This window comes from Microbacterium sp. NPDC089321, from assembly GCF_040684935.1.
Taxonomy (GTDB): Bacteria; Actinomycetota; Actinomycetes; order Actinomycetales; family Microbacteriaceae; genus Microbacterium.
Genome location: NZ_JBFBGX010000002.1, coordinates 24762 through 45122, shown reverse-complemented (window position 1 = coordinate 45122; position 20361 = coordinate 24762). Strand labels below are relative to the sequence as shown.

General features: G+C 70.5%; 21 protein-coding genes. 16 read left to right on the top strand and 5 right to left on the bottom strand.

Annotated features, from left to right (window positions below; all coding sequences use genetic code 11):
* Positions 1-81: 81 nt before the first annotated feature.
* A complete protein-coding gene (locus AB0N59_RS08230) occupies positions 82-843 on the top strand; it encodes a sulfite exporter TauE/SafE family protein (RefSeq protein WP_363481398.1) in 762 nt (253 codons plus the stop codon).
* A gap of 21 nt (positions 844-864) precedes the next feature.
* On the opposite strand, the gene AB0N59_RS08225 is transcribed toward AB0N59_RS08230, so the two are convergent.
* Complete coding sequence (locus tag AB0N59_RS08225; protein ID WP_363481395.1) at positions 865-1989, bottom strand: DUF998 domain-containing protein; 1125 nt, start codon at positions 1987-1989, stop codon at positions 865-867.
* Positions 1990-2077: 88 nt separating this feature from the next.
* Here AB0N59_RS08225 and AB0N59_RS08220 point away from each other — a divergent pair, with 88 nt between their 5' ends.
* Positions 2078-2728 carry an HAD-IA family hydrolase gene (locus AB0N59_RS08220; protein WP_363481392.1) on the top strand — a complete coding sequence of 217 codons (651 nt, stop codon included), beginning with the start codon at positions 2078-2080 and terminating at the stop codon, positions 2726-2728.
* A gap of 3 nt (positions 2729-2731) precedes the next feature.
* Here AB0N59_RS08220 and AB0N59_RS08215 read toward each other — a convergent pair whose 3' ends face one another.
* A complete protein-coding gene (locus tag AB0N59_RS08215; RefSeq protein ID WP_204975915.1) occupies positions 2732-3169 on the bottom strand; it encodes an Lrp/AsnC family transcriptional regulator in 438 nt (145 codons plus the stop codon).
* A 169-nt stretch (positions 3170-3338) separates the two neighbouring features.
* Here AB0N59_RS08215 and pdhA point away from each other — a divergent pair, with 169 nt between their 5' ends.
* The 8 genes from pdhA to paaI are packed head-to-tail and all read left to right on the top strand — an operon-like array spanning position 3339 to position 12202.
* Positions 3339-4442, top strand: a complete 1104-nt coding sequence (gene pdhA, locus AB0N59_RS08210) for a pyruvate dehydrogenase (acetyl-transferring) E1 component subunit alpha (RefSeq protein WP_363481388.1) — start codon at positions 3339-3341, stop codon at positions 4440-4442.
* Entirely contained in the window at positions 4439-5476 is a 1038-nt protein-coding gene (locus tag AB0N59_RS08205) for an alpha-ketoacid dehydrogenase subunit beta (protein ID WP_363481385.1), read from the top strand. The genes pdhA and AB0N59_RS08205 overlap by 4 nt, the downstream gene beginning before the upstream one ends.
* On the top strand, positions 5473-6924 hold the full coding sequence (locus tag AB0N59_RS08200; protein WP_363481382.1) for a dihydrolipoamide acetyltransferase family protein: 1452 nt from the start codon (positions 5473-5475) through the stop codon (positions 6922-6924). Before AB0N59_RS08205 ends, AB0N59_RS08200 begins: the two co-directional genes overlap by 4 nt.
* A complete protein-coding gene (locus AB0N59_RS08195; protein WP_363481379.1) occupies positions 6924-8111 on the top strand; it encodes an acetyl-CoA C-acyltransferase in 1188 nt (395 codons plus the stop codon). The genes AB0N59_RS08200 and AB0N59_RS08195 overlap by 1 nt, the downstream gene beginning before the upstream one ends.
* Entirely contained in the window at positions 8108-8902 is a 795-nt protein-coding gene (locus AB0N59_RS08190) for an enoyl-CoA hydratase/isomerase family protein (protein ID WP_363481376.1), read from the top strand. The genes AB0N59_RS08195 and AB0N59_RS08190 overlap by 4 nt, the downstream gene beginning before the upstream one ends.
* Positions 8899-9753, top strand: a complete 855-nt coding sequence (locus tag AB0N59_RS08185; RefSeq protein ID WP_363481373.1) for a 3-hydroxyacyl-CoA dehydrogenase family protein — start codon at positions 8899-8901, stop codon at positions 9751-9753. The genes AB0N59_RS08190 and AB0N59_RS08185 overlap by 4 nt, the downstream gene beginning before the upstream one ends.
* Positions 9750-11819: a phenylacetic acid degradation bifunctional protein PaaZ gene (paaZ, locus tag AB0N59_RS08180; RefSeq protein ID WP_363481370.1), complete on the top strand. Its 2070-nt coding sequence runs from the start codon at positions 9750-9752 to the stop codon at positions 11817-11819. The genes AB0N59_RS08185 and paaZ overlap by 4 nt, the downstream gene beginning before the upstream one ends.
* Positions 11816-12202 (top strand): hydroxyphenylacetyl-CoA thioesterase PaaI, encoded by a 387-nt coding sequence (paaI, locus tag AB0N59_RS08175; RefSeq protein ID WP_363481367.1) that lies wholly within the window; start codon positions 11816-11818, stop codon positions 12200-12202. Before paaZ ends, paaI begins: the two co-directional genes overlap by 4 nt.
* Before the next feature lie 116 nt (positions 12203-12318).
* Here the strand turns inward: paaI and AB0N59_RS08170 are convergent, their stop codons facing one another.
* The 3 genes from AB0N59_RS08170 to AB0N59_RS08160 all read right to left on the bottom strand — a co-directional run bounded on the left by AB0N59_RS08170 (position 12319) and on the right by AB0N59_RS08160 (position 16046).
* Positions 12319-13368, bottom strand: coding sequence for a DUF222 domain-containing protein (locus AB0N59_RS08170; RefSeq protein ID WP_363481364.1), 1050 nt, complete (start codon positions 13366-13368; stop codon positions 12319-12321).
* Entirely contained in the window at positions 13283-13783 is a 501-nt protein-coding gene (locus AB0N59_RS08165; RefSeq protein WP_363481361.1) for a hypothetical protein, read from the bottom strand. The genes AB0N59_RS08170 and AB0N59_RS08165 overlap by 86 nt, the downstream gene beginning before the upstream one ends.
* Before the next feature lie 133 nt (positions 13784-13916).
* Complete coding sequence (locus AB0N59_RS08160) at positions 13917-16046, bottom strand: DEAD/DEAH box helicase (RefSeq protein WP_363481358.1); 2130 nt, start codon at positions 16044-16046, stop codon at positions 13917-13919.
* An 83-nt stretch (positions 16047-16129) separates the two neighbouring features.
* On the opposite strand from AB0N59_RS08160, the gene AB0N59_RS08155 reads away from it, so the two are divergent.
* The 6 genes from AB0N59_RS08155 (at position 16130) to paaE (ending at position 20358) form a co-directional block, all read left to right on the top strand.
* Positions 16130-16549 carry a pilus assembly protein CpaE gene (locus AB0N59_RS08155; RefSeq protein WP_363481355.1) on the top strand — a complete coding sequence of 140 codons (420 nt, stop codon included), beginning with the start codon at positions 16130-16132 and terminating at the stop codon, positions 16547-16549.
* A gap of 69 nt (positions 16550-16618) precedes the next feature.
* Positions 16619-17599 (top strand): 1,2-phenylacetyl-CoA epoxidase subunit PaaA, encoded by a 981-nt coding sequence (gene paaA, locus AB0N59_RS08150; RefSeq protein ID WP_363481352.1) that lies wholly within the window; start codon positions 16619-16621, stop codon positions 17597-17599.
* Positions 17599-17889, top strand: coding sequence for a 1,2-phenylacetyl-CoA epoxidase subunit PaaB (paaB, locus tag AB0N59_RS08145; protein ID WP_363481349.1), 291 nt, complete (start codon positions 17599-17601; stop codon positions 17887-17889). The genes paaA and paaB overlap by 1 nt, the downstream gene beginning before the upstream one ends.
* On the top strand, positions 17886-18701 hold the full coding sequence (paaC, locus tag AB0N59_RS08140) for a 1,2-phenylacetyl-CoA epoxidase subunit PaaC (RefSeq protein WP_363481346.1): 816 nt from the start codon (positions 17886-17888) through the stop codon (positions 18699-18701). The genes paaB and paaC overlap by 4 nt, the downstream gene beginning before the upstream one ends.
* Positions 18695-19195 carry a 1,2-phenylacetyl-CoA epoxidase subunit PaaD gene (gene paaD / locus AB0N59_RS08135; protein WP_363481343.1) on the top strand — a complete coding sequence of 167 codons (501 nt, stop codon included), beginning with the start codon at positions 18695-18697 and terminating at the stop codon, positions 19193-19195. Before paaC ends, paaD begins: the two co-directional genes overlap by 7 nt.
* A 14-nt stretch (positions 19196-19209) precedes the next feature.
* Complete coding sequence (gene paaE / locus AB0N59_RS08130; RefSeq protein ID WP_363484134.1) at positions 19210-20358, top strand: 1,2-phenylacetyl-CoA epoxidase subunit PaaE; 1149 nt, start codon at positions 19210-19212, stop codon at positions 20356-20358.
* Positions 20359-20361 lie beyond the last annotated feature (3 nt).

Here is a 20361-nt window from a genome sequence, read left to right as displayed (position 1 = left end):
GAGAGGACGATTCCGGCATGCAGAATCGGCCAGACTGTCTCTGAGTCATGAAACCCGATTCTTAACGAACGAGCTGAACAGATGATCACCGATTTCTCCCTTCTCGAATTGGCCCTGCTGGCCCTCGCCGCCCTCGGGGCCGGCGTGATCAACACCGTGGTCGGGTCGGGGAGCCTGATCGTCTTCCCCACCCTGCTGGCACTGGGGCTGCCTCCTGTCGCAGCGAACATGGCCAACACGGTCGGCCTGGCGATCGGCAACATCGGCGGGGTCGTGGGATATCGCCGGGAGCTGCGAGGGCACTGGCGCCCGCTGATGTCGCTGATGCTGCTCACCGCGATCGGCGCTGTCATCGGTGCTCTGGCACTGCTCGTGCTGCCGGCCGAGGTCTTCCGCGTCGTCGCGCCCGTGCTGATCGTGGTCGGCTGCGTGCTCGTCGGGATCCAGCCGGTGATGAACCGCCGCTCCGCCGTGTCGCGACAGGGCGGTCTGTGGCCCAGCTGGCTGCAGTTCCCCCTCATCTTCGGCACCGGCGTCTACGGCGGCTACTTCGGTGCGGCGCAGGGCGTGCTGATCGTGGGCTTCCTCGAGCTCACCACCGGAGAGGATCTGCAGCGCGTGAACGCCATGAAGAACGTGCTGCAGACGGTCGCGGGGGCTGTGGCGAGCGTGATCTTCATCTTCGCGGGTCCGCTGCCGTGGGTCGCGATCGCGACGATCGCCGTCGGATCGCTGGCCGGCTCAGGTCTGGGAGCGATGATCGGCCGTCGACTGCCCGGCTGGCTGCTGCGGGCCCTGATCATCGTGATCGGGGCGATCGCGGTGGTCGCGCTGGTGTCGTGAGCCGCCGTCGCCGGCGGGGCGTCAGGCCACGGCATCCCGAGGCGAGGTCTCGCCGACCGCGCCCGACGGCGCGACCGCGACGCTCACCGTGCGCAGGAACACGATGATCCAGCTGAAGATCAGCACGCCCGCGATCAGCTCGACGGCCGTGAGGTTGTAGTAGCCGGTGGCGAAGAACACGCCCAGCAGTGCGACCACTCCGACGTAGATGTACCCGAGGGCGTAGAACACCTTCGGCAGTCCTGGCAGCAGCTTCGGCAGCGCGCACACGAGCAGCGCGTACACGACGGCCATGCCGGTCGCGACCGTGTTGTGCAGGACGAAGAACCGGTCGACGGGGAACACGCCCACGAGCGCGAGGAAGACGCCGACGGTCACGAGTCCGCCGCGCGTGAGCCTGCGCGAGCGGCGCTCTGCGGGCGAGCCGAAGGGCAGCCCGGCGGTGGCGTAGCGGGCGATGGTCGTGACGATCGTGCCCGACAGGATCAGGGTGACGTTGAACGCGGGCGCCGCGCTGTTGCTGCTCTGCCCGAGCGCCGAGAGGTTGTTCTGCCACCACTGGGGATCGCTCGAGGTGAGCATCGCCGAGAACGCCCCGACGACGAGGAAGATCGCGAGGTCCATCGACAGCGACATCGGCGTCAGCCTCAGCGCCCCGAGGAAGGCCACATATGCCGTGAGCGCGAAGGCGACGCCGACGAGGATCGCGCCCGGGAAGGCGTAGACGGGGGCGCCGATGAAGCTGAGCTCGAGCAGCTGCGCGATGCCGAGCCACCCGAGCAGCGCGATCGAGGCGTAGGCGGCCCCGATCGCGAACAGGTCGTACCAGCGCAGCCTGTCGGGCGGGCCGACGAAGCCGTCGCGCGGCTGGTCGCGGCTGCCTCCGTCCGGGCGCACCGCGAGCCGCCCGAGAGCGAAAGCCAGACCCGCGACCACCGCGCCGCCCACGGCTGCGTACCAGCCGATCGACCCCGGTCCGGTGATCGACAGCTGCGATCCGGCGAAGAGCAGCCACGAGATCGGGAATCCGACGATGAACGCCGCAGCGCCGGCGATCAGCGCGGCGGTCTCGATCGACTCGCCGGATCGCGCGAGGCGCCTGACGACCTGCAGCGCCGTCGCGGCGCGGACTCTCAGCTCTCGCATTCGCGTTCGACCGCCCTCAGCGGCCGCTCCACGCCAACTCTAAGACGAGGGTGACCGCCGGCCGGGGATCCACGGATAGCCTGGCCTCATGCCCCACACCCTTCACGCCCGCGCCGTGCTGCTCGACATGGACGGCACGCTGGTCGACTCCACCGCCGTCGTCGAGCGGCTGTGGCTCGAGTGGGCGAAGCCGCACGGCCTGGATCCTGCGCAGGTGCTGAGTGTCGTGCACGGGCGCCAGGGGCATCAGAGCATGGCGATCATGCTCCCCGACCGCGACCACGCCATCAACCTGCGCGAGAACGACGAGATGCTGGCGCGAGAGAGCGGAGACGTCGAGGGCGTGGTCGAGATCACGGGAGCCGCGGCCTTCCTCGACGCGCTGCGCGAGCTGCCCCACGCGATCGTCACCTCCGCGAACGTGCCGCTGATGACGGCACGGATGCAGGCCGCCGGGCTCACTGTGCCCGCTCTGACGATCACGGCCGAGAGCGTCACCGACTCCAAGCCCCACCCGGAGGGGTTCCTGACGGCGGCCTCGACGCTGGGCATAGATCCGGCCGACTGCGTCGTGTTCGAGGATTCCGAGGCGGGAGTCCAGGCTGGGCTCGCCGCGGGGATGCGCGTCATCGGCGTCGGCGCCCACGCGGCTTCGCACGGCGCCACCTACTCCGTCGCCGACCTCACCCAGGTGAGCGTCACCGCCGCCGAAGACGGCTTCACGCTGACGCTGGCGTGACCGTCATTCGCGGCTGAAGTCCTCGAAGATCAGGGTCGTCCGCGTCGAGCGGATCGACGGGATCGCCTGGATGTCCTCGAGCACGATGCGTCGCAGGTCGCGCGCGTCGCTGGCGCGGACGAGCAGGATGACATCGAAGTCCCCGCCGACGAGCGCCATGTGCTCGACCTCGGGGATCGCGCGCAGGCGCGCCTGCACCTCCTGCCAGCTCGCCTGCTCGATCGCGAGCATGACGTACGCGGAGGCGTGATGCCCCAGCTGCACGGGGTCGGTGCGCACCGTGTAGCCCGAGATGACCCCCGTCTCGGTGAGTCGTTTGATGCGGGCGTGCGCACCGGCGCGCGAGATGTGCACGCTCTCGGCGATATGCGTCATCGATGCGCGAGCGTCGCGGCGCAGCTCGGCGAGGATCGCGTGGTCCGTGGCGTCCAGCTCGGCCATGGCATCCCTCCGTCGTGTCAGAGCGCTCGTTCCGTCAGTGCATCCTGACACTTTGATCGCGAGCTTCGCAATAGCCGACCATTCGTTCAGGAATCCGCTGGATCGGTTGGACGACTGCAGAACCAGAGGCATGCTGAGGGCACCACGTTCGGCAAGGAAGGCGAACCGGATGACGCATGACGACCTGCTCCCCCGCGACACCCCCGTCTGTCTGATCGACCAGAACGGCGAAGGCATCGTCGACGCGCGCTACCGGGCGCCGGACCTCGATCGGCTGCGCACCGCCTATCGGGCCCTCGTCGAGGGTCGACGCATCAACGATCAGGCCAGCGCGCTGGTGCGCCAGGGGCGACTCGCGGTCTACCCGTCTTCGCATGGGCAGGAGGCCTGTCAGGTCGCCGCGGCACTCGTGCTCGACGAGACGGACTGGCTCTTCCCCACGTATCGCGACTCGGTCGCGGTGATCGGACGCGGCGTCTCGCCTGCCGACGCCATGGTGCTGCTCAAGGGCGACTGGCACGGCGGATACGACCCGGCGGAGCACCGCGTCGCACCCCAGGCGACTCCGCTGGCGACGCAGCTGCTGCACGCCGTCGGCTTCGCGCAGGCGGCCAGGCGCCGCGGCGAGGACACCGTCGTGCTCGCGCTGTGCGGCGACGGAGCGACCAGCGAGGGCGATTTCCACGAGGCGATGAACTTCGCCGCGGTGTTCCACGTACCCGTGGTGTTCTTCGTGCAGAACAACGAGTTCGCGATCTCGGTGCCGCTGTCGCGACAGAGCGCCGCGCCCTCGCTCGCGCACAAGGCGATCGGATACGGGATGCCCGGCCAGCGGGTCGACGGCAATGACGTGGCGGCCGTGCTCGCCGTGCTCGGCGAGGCCGTCGAGCGCGCCCGTTCAGGCGGCGGCCCCTCGCTCGTCGAGGCCCACACCTACCGGATGCAGGCGCACACCAACGCCGACGACGACACCCGCTACCGCGAGCGCGCCGAGGTGCAGGCCTGGGTCGAGCGCGATCCGCTGACGCGGCTGCGCACGCACCTCGTCGCGCAGGGCGCGCTGTCGGACGAAGACGAGCAGCGCATAGCGGAGGGCGCGGAGGATGTCGCCGCCGAGCTGCGCGCGGCGCTGAATGCCGATGCCGAACTCGATCCCGAGGACCTGTTCCGCTTCGTCACTGCCGAGCGGTCGCCGCAGCTGGAGGAGCAGTGGCGGATGCTGCAGAGCGAGCTGGAACGCGATGCTCTGACCGAGACGGGAGAACGCTCATGACCCTCGCTCACGACCTTCATCAGATGTCCGCCGCACCCCATGTCGTCGGCACGATGACCATGGCCGCGGCGCTCAACCGGGCTCTCGCCGACGCGATCCAGGACGACCCGGCTGTCGTGGTCTACGGCGAGGACGTCGGCGCCCTGGGCGGCGTCTTCCGCATCACCGACGGACTCGCCGAGCGCTTCGGCGAGGATCGCTGCTTCGACACCCCTCTCGCCGAGGCGGGAATCGTCGGCACCGCGGTGGGCATGGCGATGAACGGCATGCGGCCTGTGGTCGAGATGCAGTTCGACGCGTTCGCCCTGCCGGCGTTCGAGCAGGTGGTCAGCCAGGTCGCGAAGTTCGGCAACCGCACGCGCGGAAGGATGCGGATGCCGCTGGTCATCCGCATCCCGTTCGGCGGCGGCATCGGCGGCGTCGAGCACCACTGCGATTCGTCCGAGGCCTACTACGCGCACACCCCGGGGCTCACGGTCGTCTCACCTTCGACGCCGCAGGACGCCTACTCGATGCTGCGCGCGGCGATCGCCTCACCCGACCCGGTGATCTTCCTCGAGCCGAAGAAGCTGTACTGGTCGAAGGGCGAGGTCGACACGTCGATCGCCACCGAGCTCGGCACCGCCCGGATCGCCCGCGACGGCACCGACGTGACCGTTCTCGCCTACGCCGCCATGGTGCCGGTCGCCCTCGAGGCCGCCGAGATCGCCGCGGAGGAGGGCCGCAGCGTGCAGGTGATCGACGTGCGCTCGCTCTCGCCCTTCGACGACGAGACGGTGACGGCGGCGGTGCGGGCCACGGGCCGCGCGGTGGTCGTCGCAGAGGCGCCCGGCTACGCCAGCGTCGCGAGCGAGATCCAGGCGCGCGTCTTCGAGCGCTGCTTCGCGTACCTCGAGGCCCCGGTGCGCCGGGTGACCGGTTTCGACACGCCCTTCGCGCCGCCGAAGCTCGAGCACTGGTATCTGCCCGACGCGGATCGGGTGCTGGATGCCATCGACTCGCTCTACCCCGACGACGAGGAGACGACGCGATGACGACCGCTACGGCGCAGGTGTTCCGGCTGCCGGATCTGGGCGAGGGCCTCACCGAGGCCGGGCTCGTGCAGTGGCTTGTGAAGGTGGGGGACACGATCACCACCGACCAGGTGATCGCCGAGGTCGAGACCGCGAAGAGCGTGGTCGAGCTGCCCTCTCCGTTCGCCGGCGTGATCACCGCTCTGCACGGTGAGGCAGGGGATGTGATCGCTGTCGGCGCCCCGGTGCTGGAGGTCGCGGACGCCGCTCCGGATGCCGCTCCCCCGGCCTCGGCGCAGGCGGCGGACGACTCCGAGAAAGAGGCGTACCGGTCGGAGGAGCGCGCGGGCTCGGGCAACGTGCTGATCGGCTACGGCACCACCGAGCGCGCATCATCGGGTCGCCGCCGCGCCAGGGCATCCGGTGCGACGGCCGCGCGCACCTCGCCGAGTGCCCCGCATGCCGCCGAGGGCACCACGTCGCCGCGCGACCACGCGGTGCAGTCGACGGCATCCGGTGCTGTCGGCGAGACCCAGCAGCGACCCGAGTCCGAGGCCCAGGCGCCGCGCACGGTCGCCGTGCGCTCGCCCATCGTGCGACGGCTGGCGCGCGACCTCGGTGTCGACGTACGCAGCATCGAGGCGACGGGAGCCGACGGCGCGGTCACCCGCGCCGATGTCCTGCGCGCGGCGAACGCGCTCGAAGGAGTGCAGCCGCCGGCATCCGGAACCGGAACCCCGGCGTCCACAGCCTCCGGCGAGACCGTCGACGGACTCGCCGTGGCATCCCGCGACAGGCTCTCGCCGATGCGCAAGGCCATCGGCGCGACGCTGAGCCGCAGCCGCGCCGAGATCCCCGAGGCGACGGTGTGGGTCGACGTCGATGCGACCGAGCTCTGGGAGGCGCGCTCGCGCATGGCACCCGAAGGCGGCAGGGCGCCGTCGCTCACCGCGCTCGTCGCGCGCTTCACCCTGATGGCGCTCGGCGAGTACCCGCTGCTCGCGTCGCGGCTCAGCGACGACGCGTCCGAGATCATCTCCTTCGACGGGGTGAACCTCGGCGTCGCCGCCGACACCGAGCGCGGCCTCGTGGTGCCGGTGCTCCCCCGGGCCCACGAGCTGACCATCGACGAGCTCGACGCGCAGCTGCGCGAGCTCGCGGCGACCGCGAAAGAGGGCCGGATGCCGGCCGAGCGCCTGCGCGGGTCGACCTTCACCCTCAACAACTACGGCAGCCTCGGGGTCGACGGCTCGGCGGCGATCATCAATCACCCCGAGGTCGCGATTCTCGGCATCGGCCGCATGATCGAGCGGCCGTGGGTGGTCGACGGGCGGATCGTCGTCCGGCGCGTGACCCAGCTCTCCCTGGTGTTCGACCACCGCGTCTGCGACGGCGGCTACGCGGCCGGGTTCCTGCGGCGAGTGGTCGAGCTGATCGAGCATCCGCTGCGGGCCTTCGGGAGGATCTGATGACCGACGCGTTCCTCGTCGACGGCGTGCGCACCCCGGTCGGCCGGTACGGCGGCGCCCTCGCCTCAGTGCGGCCGGATGACCTCGCCGCTCTCGTGGTCGGCTCCGTCGTCTCGCGGGCGGGAGTGCCTGCCGATGCCATCGACGAGGTCATCCTCGGAGCCGCGAACCAGGCGGGAGAGGACAACCGCAACGTCGCCAGGATGGCGGTGCTGCTCGCGGGGCTGCCCGACAGCATCCCGGGTCTGACGGTGAACCGGCTCTGCGCCTCGGGAATGACGGCGATCGCGATCGCGTCGCAGGCGATCCGCGCGGGCGATGCCGAGGTGATGATCGCCGGTGGCGTCGAATCGATGACCCGCGCGCCCTGGGTGCAGGCGAAGCCCGCGCGCGCCTGGGGAAAGCCGGGTGAGGCGTATGACACCTCGATCGGCTGGCGCTTCGCCAACCCGCGCCTGCTCGCGCGCGACAAGGCGACCTTCTCGATGCCCGAGACCGCAGAGGAGGTCGCGCGCGTCGACGGGATCAGCAGGGCGGATGCCGATGCCTTCGCCCTCCGCAGCCACCAGAGCGCCCTCGCGGCGATCGACGCCGGGCGCCTGGCGCCCGAGATCGTCGCCGTCGACACCGGCCGCGGCATGGTCGACACCGATGAAGGGCCCAGGCGGGAGACCTCGCTCGAGGCCCTCGCAGCACTGCGCCCCGTGGTCGCGGGCGGCGAGGTCGTGACCGCCGGCAACGCCAGTTCGCTCAACGACGGCGCATCGGCCATCGTCGTGGCGGGTGAGGATGCCGTGCAGCGGCACCGGTTGCGACCACGCGCGCGCATCGTCGCGTCGGCCACCGCCGCGCTGGCGCCCGAGATCATGGGGCTCGGTCCCGTCCCCGCCACCGAGAAGGCTCTGCAGAAGGCCGGGCTGAGCATCGCCGACATCGGCGCCGTCGAGCTCAACGAGGCTTTCGCCTCGCAGTCGCTCGCCTGCATCCGCCGCCTCGGACTCGACCCCGAGATCGTCAACGCCGACGGCGGGGCGATCGCCCTCGGGCATCCGCTCGGCTCCAGCGGCTCGCGCCTGCTGGTCACCCTGCTCGGGCGGATGGAGCGCGAGAACGTGCAGTACGGCCTCGCGACGATGTGCGTGGGCGTCGGCCAGGGCACCGCGATGATCGTGGAGCGCGTGTCGTGACCGGCGCTCCCCTGCTCGTCGAGAGCCGTGCCGACCGGGTCATGGCGACGCTGAACCGGCCCGAGAAGCGCAACGCCATCGATCAGGAGATGATCGACGCGCTGCACGCCCTCTGCTCCGAGCTGGAGACCGAGCCGCGCACCCTGATCATCACCGGCGACGACGAGGTGTTCGCCGCCGGCGCCGACATCGCGCAGCTGCGCGACCGCCGCGCACCGGACGCGAGACGTGCGATCAACGCCACGGCCTTCATCCGCATCGCCGAGCTGCCGATGCCGGTGATCGCCGCGATCAGCGGCTACGCCCTGGGCGGCGGCGCCGAGCTCGCGTACGCCGCCGACCTGCGCATCGGCTCCCCGACGCTGAAGATCGGCAACCCCGAGACGGGTCTCGGCATCATCGCCGCAGCGGGCGCCACCTGGCGGCTGCCCGAGATCATCGGCCACGCCCGCGCGAGCGATCTGCTGCTCACCGGTCGCATCCTCGACGCCGACGATGCTCTCGCCTGGGGCCTGATCTCGAGCATCCACCCCGCCGACGAGCTGCTGGACGCGGCGCATGCGATGGCCGACCGCATCGCCGCGAACGACCCGCTGGCCACCCGGCACACCAAGCGGGCGCTGCGCGCGCCGCGGCACGAGCATCCCGACATCGAACGCGAGCTGCAGGCCGAGCTGTTCGAGAGCGACGAGAAGCACCGCCGCATGACGGAGTTCCTCGAGCGCCGGGCGAGGCGCGCCGGCTCGCCGCCGCGGGCGGCATCACCGTCACCGACCGAGGAGGACCGATGAGCGTGCCCGGAACCGTGGGAGTGCTCGGCGGCGGCCGCATGGGCGCCGGCATAGCGCACGCGTTTCTGCTGGCGGGAGCGCGCGTGCGCCTCGTCGAGCGCGACGACGCCTCGGCGGATGCCGCTCGTGCACGCGTGCTCGCGAGCATCCGCAGGTCGGTGGACCGCGGCGATCTGCCCGATCCCGGGCACGCGATCGAGTCGTTCGCGGTGAGCACCGACCCCGCCACGTTCGCGACCGCCGGTCTGGTGATCGAGGCAGTGCCGGAGGACCGCGAGCTGAAGGCCGAGGCCCTCACCCGCATCGAGCAGCTCGTCGCCCGCGACGCCGTGCTCGCCACGAACAGCTCGTCGATCTCGATCGACGAGCTGGCGGCAACCCTCACCCGGCCGGAGCGCTTCCTCGGGCTGCACTTCTTCAACCCGGTCCCCGCGTCGACACTGGTCGAGCTGGTGGTCGGATCCCGCACCGAGCGCTCCGTCGTCGACGCCGCCCGCGAATGGGTGGCGACCCTGCGCAAGACCCCGGTCGTGATCCGCGACTCCCCCGGTTTCGCGTCGAGCAGGCTCGGGGTGCTGCTGGGGCTGGAGGCGATCCGGATGCTCGAGGAGGGTGTCGGCGACGCCGCCGACATCGACGCGGCCATGGAGCTCGGCTACCGGCATCCGATGGGGCCGCTGCGCACGACCGACGTCGTCGGACTCGACGTGCGTCTCGGCATCGCCGAGGAGCTCGCCCGTGAGCTGGGGCCGCGCTTCGAGCCGCCGGAGCTGCTGCGACGGATGGTGGATGCCGGAAAGCTGGGCCGCAAGAGCGGCGAGGGCTTCTACGTGTGGAACGAGGAGAGATGACCGATTTCCTGCCGAGCTGGGTTCAGGGCGAGTGGTGGACGCCATCCGAGGGAGACGACGCGGCCGTGGTGCGCGATGCGTCGACCGGCGAGGTCATCACGCGGGTGTCGACCGAGGGACTGGATCTCGGGGCGGCCCTGGAGTACGCCCGCACCACAGGCCACGCCTCGCTCGCCGAGCTGACGTTCCACCAGCGGGCGCTGCTGCTCAAGCAGCTCGCTCTCGCGCTCACCGAGCGCAAGGACGAGCTGTACGCGCTGTCGGCTCGCACGGGAGCCACGAAGGCCGACTCCTGGGTCGACATCGACGGCGGCATCGGCGTGCTGTTCTCGTACTCGGGCAAGGGCAGGCGCGAGCTGCCGAACAGCCGCGTGCACGTCGACGGACCCGTCGAGCCGCTGTCGAAGGACGGCAGCTTCCTCGGACGGCACGTGTACACGACCCTCCCAGGCGTCGCCGTGCAGATCAACGCGTTCAACTTCCCGGTGTGGGGCTCGCTCGAGAAGCTCGCGCCCGCGTTCCTCGCCGGCATGCCGACGCTCGTGAAGCCGGCGACGCCCACCGGGTACCTCGCCGAGGCGATGGTGCGCATCCTCGTCGAGTCGGGGCTGCTTCCCGATGGTTCGCTGCAGCTGGTGAGCGGCAGCGTGCCGACTCTGTTCGACCATCTGCGCCTCGGCGATCTCGTCGGCTTCACGGGCAGCGCGTCGACCGCCGAGAAGCTGCGCCAGCACCCGGCAGTGCAGACCGGGGGTGTGCGCTTCACCGCCGAGACCGACTCGATCAACGCATCGGTGCTCGGCACGGATGCCGTGGCCGGCACCCCGGAGTTCGACGCCTATGTGCGCCAGCTCGTGGTCGAGATGACCACGAAAGCCGGGCAGAAGTGCACGGCGATCCGCAGGGCGATCGTTCCCGCGGGCACCGCCGACGCCGTCGTCGCCGCAGTGCAGCAGCGCATCGCCGAGAAGACCGTGCTCGGCGACCCCCGCGCCGAAGGCGTCACGATGGGTCCCCTCGCATCGACCGCCCAGCGCGACGAGGTGCTGCGGCAGGTGCAGAAGCTGCAGGATGCCGGCGGCCGGGTCGTCGTCGGATCCACCGACGCCCCATCGGTGCGTCTCGCGGACGGCACGACCGGGGACGCCCCCGACGGCGCCTTCATCGCGCCGCTGCTGCTGCGCTTCGACGATGCGGCGGCCGAGGCCGTGCACGACGTCGAGGCGTTCGGGCCGGTCTCGTCGCTGCTCACGTACTCCACGACCGCCGAGGCCGCGGCTCTCGTCGCCCGTGGCGGCGGATCGCTGGTCACGAGCATCGCCACGCACGACCCGGCTCAGGCCGTCGAGCTCGCGACGCGCATCGCCCCCTTCAACGGGCGGATGCTGCTGCTCGACCGCGACGACGCCCGCTCGTCGACCGGCCACGGGTCCCCCCTGCCGGGGCTCGTGCACGGCGGGCCCGGCCGCGCCGGCGGCGGCGAGGAGCTCGGGGGCATCCGCGCGGTGCTTCATCACATGCAGCGCACGGCCGTGCAGGGCTCTCCAGAGATGCTCACGGCGCTGACCGGCGTGTGGCACGCGGGGGCGACTGCGAACGCCGATGGCCGGCATCCGTTCCGCAAGTCGCTCGCCGAGCTGCGCGTCGGCGACCAGGTCGCCTCGGCGGCGAGGGAGGTGACGCTCGACGACATCGAGACGTTCGCGCACTTCACGGGCGACACGTTCTACGCGCACATGGACGAGGAGTCGGCGGCCGCCAACCCGTTCTTCCCCGGTCGCGTGGCGCACGGCTACCTGCTCGTGTCGTGGGCGGCGGGGCTCTTCGTCGACCCGGAACCTGGTCCCGTGCTCGCGAACTACGGACTCGAGAACCTGCGCTTCATCACACCGGTGTCGCCGGGCGACAGCATCCGGGTGCAGCTGACGGCCAAGCAGATCACCCCGCGCGAGACCGACGAGTACGGTGAGGTGCGCTGGGATGCGGTCATCCGCAACCAGAACGACGACATCGTCGCGACCTACGACGTGCTGACGCTGGTGCGCAAGGAGCCCGTCGCGGCATGAGGGAGATGATGCGGCGCGATGCGGCGTCGGCGATGCTCGGCATGGTCGTCAAGGTCGACGAGCCGGGTCGCGCCGTCGTGTCGATGCTCGTGCGCGATGACATGCTCAACGGCTTCGCGATCACGCACGGCGGGCTGGTGTTCGCGCTCGCCGACACAGCCTTCGCCATCGCCTGCAACGACGACGAGCGGGTGACGGTCGCCGCGGGCGCCGACATCACGTTCCTGAGATCGACGACGGCCGGTCAGACGCTGCGCGCGACAGCCGTGCGGCGGGCAGTCGACGGCCGCAGCGGCCTGTACGACGTGACGGTGCGCGATGAGGTCGGCGACGTGGTCGCGGAGTTCCGGGGTCGCTCGGTGACGACGAACCGAGTGATCTGACTGGAAACGGCATTCGCGGAGGACGCTGTTACTGGATGATCGTCGCGATCTGCATCGACGGTCGGCCGGTCAGTTTCTGCGGCACGTCGTGAACACCCCTGCGCGGGTCATGCCGGCTACACCTGCGGCACCGCGGTGCGTTCTCGCTTCGGCTTCGGCTTCCGCTCGAGACCGGAGAGCCGCGGCGTGCGCCATCTCTGCTCCCTGTCCCACCAGGCCGGGCCGCGGATCTGCGGCAGGCCGTCGTTCATCCGGATCTCCCACCCCGACTGGCCGAGAGATCGGTGATGCCACCAGCAGAGCGGCACGCCGTTGTCGGTGTGGGTGGGGCCGCCTCGGGCGTGCTCGGTCACATGGTGGATCTCGCACCACGTCGCCGGAACGTGGCATCCGGGGATCAGGCACTCCTTGTCCCGTGCCACGATCGCCCGTCTCTGGTGCACAGTGAAGACCCGGTCGGTGGTCGTGATGCCGACGATGCGGCCCTCGTCGAAGAGAACTCGCTGAACTGCTCCCACGCATGCGGTGTGAGTCGCGACGTGCAACGGGACGGCTGCCTCGGCGCCGGGCAGCGTCGCCCAGCCCGTGCCGGCGGCGAGGTCGGAAGCGTCGACATGCACGACCAGCGTCGGGGCCGCACCGCCGAGCGACGGCATATCGCGGTGTCGGGCAGCGATACCCAGCGCCGCGGCGAGCGCATCGTGTCGCTTCTGCGCCGAGGTGCGCGGATCGATCACGTTTCGCGGGTCGCTGTTGAACGCATCGCCGTCCTGGGCTTCGGCATCGGCATCGGCATCGGCGAGATCGAGAGTGAATCGGACCCCGGCATCGGGCGCGCCGCCCACCTTCGGATTGTCGTACGCGTCTTCGATGAGCTTCCACTGGGCAGCGACCTCGGGGGTGAGATTTCCGCTCACAGGGTGGACGCCGCCGCGCAGCCGCCCGACTGTGATGGATCGGCGTGCCTGAGCCTGCTCATCTGACGGCTCCGCGCCGTCGGGGTCGAGTGCGATCGCGAGGGCGGAAGCGAACTGCTTGAGGTCATCCGCCGATGCCCGCGGTGCCTGACCGCGACCGTCTTCATCGGAATCCGGAAGCGCGTCGCCGCGCGAACGCCGCCAGGTTCTCGTCCGCCCACATCCGCTGCTCGGCCGTGATGCGGTCACGGGCGCGCTCTGGCGGGGTGACCGCCGCGAGCAGGCCGGCGACACCGACCGCTCCGTCGAGCAGAGCCTCGCGCATGCAGGGCCAGCGGGCGGGCAAACGCTCACCCGAGACGAGGCTCGTGTCGCGCTGCACGGCCTCGGCCGCGCGCATGATCCGGGCCGCTGCGGACGCGTCGACGAGGACAGTACGGCGAAGCATCTCGTTCATGCCGCGGCATCCGAACCGATGCCCGAACTCGGCATCTGCCGTGGCTACGGCCTCGACGACGCCGGCGTCCGTCAGCCGCGACACCTCGCCGAGCCCGACGAGCACCTCAGCGCGCTCCGCGTCAGACAGCCCCGCGAGAGCATCACCGCCCAGCAGTTCGCGCAGGTCGGCGGCGACCTGGGCGAGAGCGTCGGCGGGGCTGTTCATACCTCCATCCTGGCGAGCACCACCGACATCGATGCAGGCATTTCCCCCGGTCAAGACCCCTTTCGGGGCGACTCGGAATCCTGCGCGCCGGCGTGCTTGCGCCACATGCTGCTGCTGTCTCAGTGCGTCCGCCTCAGCCCCGCAGCGCCAGCACGAACGGCAGCACCTCGGTCGCGCCGGCGCGGCGCAGCTCGCGGGCGGCCACCGTGAGGGTCCACCGACTGTCGGCCTGATCGTCGACGAGCAGCACCGGCCCCTCCGGAATCGACAGCCCTTCGACGGTGAAGCGGTCCCAGAGACCGCCGAGGCGGAACACGCTGTTGCCGCCCGGCCCACCGCTCGGTCCGCCGTTCGCGAAGGCGAGCGAGCCGATGTACGGCAGCCGACCGATGCCGGCGATGCCGCGGGCCAGAGAGTCGACCAGCAGCGGCTTCGAGCACGACGGCATCGCGACGACCGCGACCGGCCGGCGCTCCCAGCCCCACCCTGCGAGCACCCGCACGCACGCATCGAGCACCTGAGGCGTGACCTCGGCATCCGGCGCACCGGCGGCGAAGATCTGCCGCAGCGTGCCTCCCCAGCCGAGATCGGTGAGCCGTGCCAGCGCCCGCCCCTCCCCTGCCTGCTCATCGGCGGCGATCCGCCCCTTCACGGGCACGCCGACGCGGTCACCGCCCGTCGGCCACTGCCTGCGCGCCTCGATCGGCACGCCGACACGGTCGAGTGCGCCCGACGCCGCCGCGCCGGCATCCGAGCCGATCTCGGTCGGGAACCAGACGCCGGCACAGTTGTCGCACCGCCCGCACGGGGCCGCGGTCGCGTCGTCGAGCGAACGCTGCAGGAACTCCATGCGGCAGCCGCCGGTCTGCTGATAGTCGAGCATGTGCTGCTGCTCGGCGACGCGCTCAGCGGCGATCCTCTCGTAGCGCTCGGCGTCGTACGCCCACGGTTCACCGGTGGCGACCCATCCGCCCTGCACGCGGCGCACGGCGCCGTCGACGTCGAGCACCTTCAGCAGCAGTTCGAGCGGGGTGCGGCGGATGTCGACGATCGCCTCGAGCGCTGGCGTCGAGAGCGGCTGATCGCCCAGCGCCGCGATGACGCGCTCCGCCCGCTCGCGGTCGGGCATCGATGCCGTGGCGAAGTAGTGCCAGATGTCACGATCCTCAGGCCCCGGCAGCAGCAGCACGTCGGCGCTGTCGCTGGCTCGCCCGGCACGACCGACCTGCTGGTAGTACGCGACAGGCGACGACGGCGCGCCGAGGTGCACGACGAAGCCGAGGTCGGGCTTGTCGAACCCCATGCCGAGCGCGCTGGTCGCGACGAGCGCCTTGACCTCATTGCGCTTGAGCATGCCCTCCGACTCCTCGCGCTCCTCGGCATCGGTCTGGCCGGTGTAGGCGCGCACCTCATGTCCGTGCTCGCGCAGCAGCCTGGCTGTGTCGACGGCCGCCGATACGGTGAGCGCGTAGATGATGCCCGAGCCGGGCAGGTCGTTCAGGTGGCTCAGCAGCCAGGCGAGCCGCTGCGCGGAACCCGGCAGCTGCAGCACCCCCAGGCGAAGGGATGCCCTGGCCAGCGGCCCGCGGATGGTCAGCACTCCGGCATCCGGATCGTCGGCATCCGCCGTCGTGCCCGTTCCGCCCAGCTGCTCGGCCACATCGGCGACGACCCGGCTGTTGGCGGTAGCCGTGGTCGCGAGCACGGGCACGCCGGCCGGCATCTCGGCGATCAGCTCGCGCAGCCGGCGGTAATCCGGCCGGAAGTCATGGCCCCAGTCGCTGATGCAGTGCGCCTCGTCGACCACGAGCATGCCGATACGGCGCACCAGCGCGGGCAGCTGGTTCTCACGGAAAGCAGGGTTGTTGAGCCGTTCCGGAGAGACGAGCAGCACATCGACCTCGTCTCGGTCGAGCCGCGCGATCACGTCGGCCCACTCGTGGGCGTTGGTCGAGTTGATGGCGACGGCGCGCACACCGGCACGCTCGGCCGCGGCGATCTGGTCGCGCATGAGAGCGAGCAGCGGAGAGACCAGCACCGTCGGCCCCGCGCCCTGCCGGCGCAGCAGCAGAGTCGCGACGAAGTACACCGCCGACTTGCCCCATCCGGTGCGCTGCACGACGAGCGCCCGACGGCGGCCGGCGACAAGCGCCTCGATCGCCTCGAACTGCCCGTCGTGGAACACGGCATCCGGTCGCCCGACCAGATCACGCAGCGCGGCGAGCGCGGCATCCCGAACATCGGTCGAGGTGGCAGAGGTCATGCATCCACTCTGCCCCACGTCGCCGACGCCGTCGCCGTCGCCGACACCGTCCCCGTCGCGCACGAGTCGCCTACCGTAGAGGCATGATCAGCCGTGAACTGGCCGTCGCCCTGCGTGATGCCGGCCTGACCTGGCGTCCGCGCAGCGGCGACCGCTTCGCACTCGATCTTCCCGACGAGATCGAGCTCGAGGCCGAAGCGGAGATCTTCACCGTCAGCGAGATGACGATCGAGGCGCGCACGACGCCATCGGGAACCGATCTCGCATTCAACGGGACCACCGAATGGGCGCTCGACGCCGTGCAGCTCTCGGAGGCCGTCTGGCTTCCCAGAGAAGATCAGCTGCGCGAGCTGCTCCGTGGCACATTCCGGATGCTGACGCGCCTGCCCGACGCCTTCGTCGTCGAGATCCAGATCGCCGGCGAGCGAATGCGATTCGAGCATCCCGAACCGGCCGAGGCATACGGGCAGGCCCTTCTCGCCCTTCTGCACCGCGCCGGCTGACGATCGCCTTGATCGTCCGACTGCGGCATGCGAGAATTACCGTACGATCGGTCAGTAAAGGAGTCGACGATGACCAGCCCCGCAGACCTCACGCTCGTCGAGGGCGACGTCTCAGACGCCGAGCGGCGCTTCGACGAGCTCGTCGAGAACGAGCAGCGCATCGAGCCCCGCGACTGGATGCCCGACGCCTACCGCAAGACGCTCATCCGGCAGATCTCCCAGCACGCGCACTCCGAGATCATCGGCATGCAGCCCGAGGGCAACTGGATCACCCGCGCTCCTAGCCTCAAGCGCAAGGCGATCCTGATGGCCAAGGTGCAGGACGAAGCCGGCCACGGGCTCTACCTCTACTCCGCAGCCCAGACCCTCGGCATCAGCCGCGACGAGATGATGAGGCAGCTCATCGACGGCAAGGCCAAGTACTCGTCGATCTTCAACTACCCGACGCCCACCTGGGCCGACATGGGAGCGATCGGCTGGCTGGTCGACGGCGCCGCGATCGTCAACCAGGTTCCGCTGTGCCGCGCGTCGTACGGTCCGTACGGACGCGCGATGGTGCGCATCTGCAAGGAGGAGTCGTTCCACCAGCGGCAGGGATTCGAGATCCTGCTGAGCCTGATGCAGGGCACCGAGGAGCAGCGTGAGATGGCGCAGGATGCCGTGAACCGCTGGTACTGGCCCAGCCTGGCGATGTTCGGCCCGCCCGACGACCAGTCGCCGAACTCGGCGCAGTCGATGAAGTGGAAGATCAAGCGCTTCTCGAACGACGCCCTGCGCCAGCGCTTCGTCGGCATGCTCGTGCCGCAGGCCGAGATCCTCGGGATCACGCTGCCCGATCCCGAGCTGAAGTGGAACGACGAGAGGCAGCAGTACGACATGGGCGAGATCGACTGGGACGAGTTCTTCGAGGTTCTGAAGGGCAACGGCCCGTGCAACGCCGAGCGTCTCGAGCGGCGCCGCACCGCGCACGAAGAGGGTGCGTGGGTGCGCGAGGCCGCGGCCGAATACGCCCGCAAGCACGCCCTGCGGGCGGAAGGGCAGGTGGCGTGATGACCGAGACGACCGAATGGCCCCTCTGGGAGGTGTTCGTGCGCGCCAACCGCGGCCTCAGCCACGTGCACGTCGGCTCGCTCGTGGCCCCGGATGCCGAGATGGCCGTTCGCAACGCGCGCGACCTCTACACGCGGCGAGGCGAGGGGGTGTCGATCTGGGTCGTTCCGGCCGACGCGATCACCACCAGCGATCCGGATGCCAAGGACGCCTACTTCGAGACGTCCGAGGGCAAGAACTATCGGCATGCCGTGTACTACACCGCCTCCGAGGGGGTGCCGCACCTATGAGCCATGATGTCCATGTCTCCGTCGAGGAGCTGCGCCTGTCCGACGAGCTCGCCGGCGGCGAGAGCCGCGCCCCGTCGGCCGACGTCGCCCAGTACGCGCTGTGGCTGGGCGATGACGCGCTGATCCTCTCTCAGCAGCTCGGCGGCTGGATCTCGCGCGCGCCCGAGCTCGAAGAGGACGTCGCGCTCGGCAACATCGCGCTCGACCTGCTCGGCCACGCGCGGTCGCTGCTGCGCTATGCGGGCACGTGGGACGACCGCAGCGAAGACGACCTCGCGTTCTTCCGCGACGAGCCCGATTTCCGCTGCGCGTGGATCGTGCAGCAGCCGAACGGCGACTTCGCACAGACCATCGCGCGTCAGCTGATCGCGTCGACCTATATGTACGAGCTGTACTCGGCACTGCGCACCTCGGCCGACGAGACGTTCGCCGCGATCGCCGCCAAGTCGCTGAAAGAGGTCGACTACCACCGCGACCACGCCGTGCAGTGGGCGCTGCGCCTGGCCGGCGGCACAGAGCTCTCTCGCGAGAAGATGATCCGCGCGCTCGGTGACGTGTGGCCCTACGTCGACGAGCTGTTCCGCGACGAGCCGCTGATCGACCGGCTCGAGGGCGTGGCCGCGCGTCCGTCGATGCTGCGCCCCGGGTTCGACGCCGTCATCGAGACCGTGTTCGCCGAAGCCGACCTCGAGGTTCCGGCTGCCAAGGCGTCCCGCGCCGGCGGCCGCCGCGGCTCACACGCGACGCCGTTCGGCCATCTGCTGGCCGAGATGCAGGTGCTCGCCAGAAGGCATCCGGGGGCGACATGGTGACCACGGCCCCCACTCGGCAGGCACGCGCTCGCGAGATCGCGGCGCGCGTGACCGACCCAGAGATCCCCGTGCTCACCATCGACGACCTCGGGGTGCTGCGCGACGTGCGGACCGACGGCGAGCGGGTCGTCGTCGACATCACCCCCACCTACTCCGGATGCCCGGCGATGGACGCCATTCGCGATGACATCGTGCTCGCGCTGACCGCCGAGGGCTTCGCCGACGTCGAGGTGCGACTCGTTCTCTCTCCCGCGTGGACCACCGACTGGATGAGCGACGACGGCAAGCGCAAGCTGGTCGAGTACGGCATCGCGCCTCCGTCCGGCGTGGCCGCTCACCGTACGGGGCCGATCCGGGTGGCCCTCGCGGTGAAGTGCCCGCGCTGCGGATCGCTCGACACCCGCGAGATCTCGCGCTTCGGCTCGACGTCGTGCAAGTCGCTGTTCGAGTGCCGTGCCTGCCTCGAGCCCTTCGACCACTTCAAGGTGATCTGATGCCGCTGTTCCGGATGCCGTCCGCCACCGTCAGCGCGGACGCCGCTCCTCGCCCCGCGGGCGATCGCCATCGCGCCCGCTTCCACGCCCTCACGGTCTCGGAGGTGCGGCGGCTCACCGACGACGCGATCGAGGTGAGCTTCACGGTGCCGGCCGACCTCGCCGATGAGTACGCCTACCTGCCCGGCCAGTACGTCGCGCTGCGCGTGCACCTCGACGACGTCGAGGTGCGCCGCTCGTACTCGCTCTGCCGCCCGCCGACTCCCGTGCGCGACGGCGCCACGAGTCTGAGCGTCGCGGTCAAGCGCGACGAGGGCGGCCTCTTCTCGACCTGGGCGCAGACAGAGCTGACGCCCGGGTTCGAGATCGAGGTGATGAGCCCGCAGGGCACCTTCACGTCCGGTCTCGACGAGCTCGAGGGAACGCACGTCGTCGGCATCGCCGCGGGTTCGGGCATCACGCCCATGATGGCGCTCGCCCGCACGCTTCTCACGGCATCCGACAGCACGCGCTTCACCCTGCTGTACACGAACAGGTCGACGAGCGATGTCATGTTCCTCGAAGACCTCGCCGATCTGAAAGACCGCTACCCCACCCGCCTCGTGCTGCATCATGTGCTCTCGCGTGAGCAGCGCACGGCGCCCGTGCTGTCGGGGCGGATCGACGAGCAGCGGCTGCGCACCATCTTCGGCTCGCTGATCCTGCCCGAGACCGTCGATGAATGGTTCCTGTGCGGCCCCTTCGCGCTGGTCGATCTGTGCCGCGAGGTGCTCGCCGACCTCGGCGTGCCGCGCGAGCACGTGCGCTTCGAGCTGTTCACCACCGGTGACGCTCCGGCCGAGCGCGGTCCCCGGCGCGTCGAGGTGCGCGCCGGAGAGAAGGCGTATCGCATCGAGATCAACCTCGACGGCGTCTCGTCGACGGTGGAGAGCCCGGTCGACGCGCACGAGTCGGTGCTGAACGCGGCTCTGCGCGTGCGTCCCGACGCCCCCTTCGCCTGCTCCGGAGGCGTGTGCGGCACGTGCCGGGCGCGTGTGCTCGAGGGCAGCGTGACGATGACCGAGAACTACGCGCTCGAACCCGACGAGATCGAGCGCGGCTACGTGCTCACGTGCCAATCCCACCCCACCAGCGATCGCATCGTCGTCGACTACGACGTCTGACGC